Annotated in this window: 4 protein-coding genes; 2 read left to right on the forward strand and 2 right to left on the reverse strand. The window is 28.0% G+C overall.

What is annotated here, in order from left to right; genetic code table 11:
- On the reverse strand, nucleotides 1-525 hold a 525-nt coding region (locus tag AB1Z17_RS10010), incomplete at its 3' end, for an aconitase family protein (RefSeq protein WP_368051662.1).
- A gap of 579 nt (nucleotides 526-1,104) precedes the next feature.
- Between AB1Z17_RS10010 and AB1Z17_RS10015 the strand changes: the two genes are divergently transcribed.
- Both AB1Z17_RS10015 and AB1Z17_RS10020 read left to right on the forward strand, forming a co-directional pair.
- Entirely contained in the window at nucleotides 1,105-2,061 is a 957-nt protein-coding gene (locus tag AB1Z17_RS10015) for a tRNA dihydrouridine synthase (RefSeq protein ID WP_368051663.1), read from the forward strand.
- A 208-nt stretch (nucleotides 2,062-2,269) separates the two neighbouring features.
- Nucleotides 2,270-2,428 (forward strand): hypothetical protein, encoded by a 159-nt coding sequence (locus AB1Z17_RS10020; RefSeq protein WP_158283805.1) that lies wholly within the window; start codon nucleotides 2,270-2,272, stop codon nucleotides 2,426-2,428.
- A gap of 26 nt (nucleotides 2,429-2,454) precedes the next feature.
- On the opposite strand, the gene AB1Z17_RS10025 is transcribed toward AB1Z17_RS10020, so the two are convergent.
- A partial coding sequence (locus AB1Z17_RS10025) for an ABC transporter ATP-binding protein (protein WP_368051664.1) occupies nucleotides 2,455-3,145 on the reverse strand: 691 nt, incomplete at its 5' end.

The following is a 3,145-nucleotide window of genomic DNA, read 5'->3' on the forward strand; positions in this document are numbered from 1 at the left end:
ACCAAGTTCTCCATTTACAGAGATACGCATTTTTTTAGGTTTTGGCTGCATAATACATTGCGAACTCAATACCATTTCAACCTCTGAAGTACCAATACCAAATGCAATGGCTCCAAATGCTCCGTGTGTTGATGTATGTGAATCTCCACATACAATTGTTGCGCCTGGCAATGTAATTCCATATTCAGGTCCTACAACGTGTACAATTCCATTTTGCTGATGTCCTAATCCCCAATGAGAAATTCCCCATTCAGCAGAATTTTCTTCTAAAGCTTTTAGCTGATTCGCCGATAACGGATCTTGAACAGGTAAATGTTGGTTTATTGTTGGCGTATTATGATCTGCAGTTGCAAACGTTTTATTTGGAAATAAAACGGTATTATTTCTACTTTTTAATCCTAAAAATGCTACTGGACTTGTTACCTCGTGTATTAAATGTCTGTCTATAAACAATACATCTGGTCCATCTGTAATTTTTCTTACTACGTGTGAATCCCAAACCTTGTCAAATAATGTTGTACTCATTTAATTTTTTTTTGTGTTTATTTATACAACAATGCTACATATTGCATCATTGAAAGAATGGCTGCAAATTTAAAAAAAACTACTATGTTGCCAATTTTATTATTAAATATATACGATACCCAAGGGGATTTTTTAATAAATATTAGTTTAACACTTTTAAATTAAACATTTCACATTAGAACTTATTCTAAATTTTAAACATAAATTATTTACAATCATCATAATTATTGAAGCTTTCTCCTTTTATTAATTTGATATATTTCACAACCTTAAAAGTTTAAATTTTGAAAATATTTCAAACTAAAAGGCACTTTAATTAATTTTTGATAGAAATTGTTTCTTATTACAATCTTCTCTAAAAGGGTTTATTAAAAAAATAACATTGAATAAAGCTATAATTATAGCATAAATAAACCTTCTAAAAAATATTATATACTACGATATCCAAAAATACTTAAAGACTTTTAAATACTAATTTTACTGACATAAATACTATTTTGAACCTAGAATTAATTAACCTCTTACTAAAAAAATAGCTATATAACCTTTAGAGGATTATATTTGTATAATTTAAATTTTATGAGCTTTACATTATTATCTTCACCTTTACAAGGATTTACAGATTTCCGATTTAGAAATGCCCTAAACAATCAATTTGGAGGAATTGATACTTTTTACGCACCATACATTAGATTGAATGGAAAATTTATTATTAAAAATGCATATCAAAGAGATTTATTACCAGAAAATAATATAGGTTTAGAATTAATTCCTCAAATTATTACAAATGATGCTGATGAATTTTTATTTGTAGCCAATTATATACAACAACTTGGTTATAAAGAATTAAACTGGAATTTAGGCTGTCCGTATCCGATGGTTACAAAATGTGGAATGGGTTCAGGACTTATTAATGACACCCAAAAAATTAATGAAATTCTGAAAAAAGTACATGATGAATCTGATATTTTAGTCTCTATGAAAATGCGTTTGGGTTATGAAAATAGCGAGGAAATCCTAAAAACGCTTCCAATATTAGATACATTTCCTCTTAAAAATATTGCAATACACGCACGTATTGGCAAACAATTATATAAAGGCGGTGTTGATTTAGAAGGATTTCAAAAATGTATTGATACTACAAAACATACATTATATTATAATGGAGATATTACAACGGTTGTAAAATTTAGAGAAATGCAAGAACGATTTCCTTCAATAAACCATTGGATGATTGGAAGAGGGTTGATTTCCGATCCTTTTTTACCAAGTATGATTAAAAGTAATAGTTTAGAATACCCAGAAAATAGAATTAAATTATTTACTGAATTTCATAATACACTTTACCAACAATACAGTGAATCTCTTTCAGGAGCAACCCACATTTTACTAAAAATGTATCATTTATGGGAATACTTTTCTTTGTCTTTCTCCAACCCTCGCAAAACTTTAAAGAAGATTAAAAAAGCAAAAAGCATTAAAAATTACGAAGCAGCAGTAGCTGATATTTTTAATACAGAAAAGAGTTTAAGATAACTATTTAGATTTTTTTTAAATGCTTTGTTCACTTAAAAATAAATTTAAAAACTAATTCAACTATACTTCCTACCATAATATTAAATTATTTACGCTAACCTCTTAACTTTCAGCTTATAATTATGAAATATATTTGATTATTAATAATTTCTTTTATATTTTTATAGCTTGATTAGTTAACCAACTGTTTACCTTTAATTTTTTATAAATGGAATATATTAAAAAGGATGATAACGAAACATCTACATTTATTAAAGAATTTGCTTTGAAAAATTATAAAACATATTTAGCACATTATGAATCTCGGAATTTAAAACCGATTCCATTTCACGAATTTTTTAAAAATTACACTTCGCATGAAAACTAACTTTTAAAGTATTGCTTTAGACTTATTTAAATTCTACTTTGATACGTATACAAATCAAAATAGCGTCCTTTTTTAGCTAGTAATTCATCGTGTTTTCCACGTTCTACAATTTCTCCTTCTTCAATAACCAAAATTTGATCTGCTTTTTGAATGGTACTCAATCTATGGGCAATTACAAATGTTGTTCTGTCTTGCATTAAAGTCTGTAAACTTTTTTGAATAAAAGATTCACTTTCAGTATCTAAGTTTGAAGTTGCTTCATCTAAAATTATCACTTTCGGATTCGCCAATATAGCTCTGGCAATAGAAATTCTTTGACGTTGACCTCCAGATAATTTAACACCTCTTTCACCAATAACTGTATTTAAACCTTCCTCAAATCTATCGGTAAATTCATTAACATACGCACCTTTAACTGCTTCTAACAATTGTTCTTCTGTAGCATTTGGTCTTGGAAATAAAATATTTTCTCTAATTGTTCCTTCATATAAAAAATCGTCCTGTAAAACAACTCCCAACCTACTTCTAAAGCTATTTAAATTTACTTTAGACATATCAACACCATCAATAAAAATATTTCCTTTTGAAGGATTTAAAAAGGATGCTGCCAAACTTGCAATTGTAGATTTGCCTGAACCTGAAGAACCGACCAATGCAATTACAGTTCCCTTTGGCGCTTTAAATGAAATATTATGCAATACTTCTTTTCCTTTTTCA

Origin of the sequence: Lutibacter sp. (assembly GCF_040883305.1) — a bacterium.
Classification (GTDB): domain Bacteria; phylum Bacteroidota; class Bacteroidia; order Flavobacteriales; family Flavobacteriaceae; genus Lutibacter.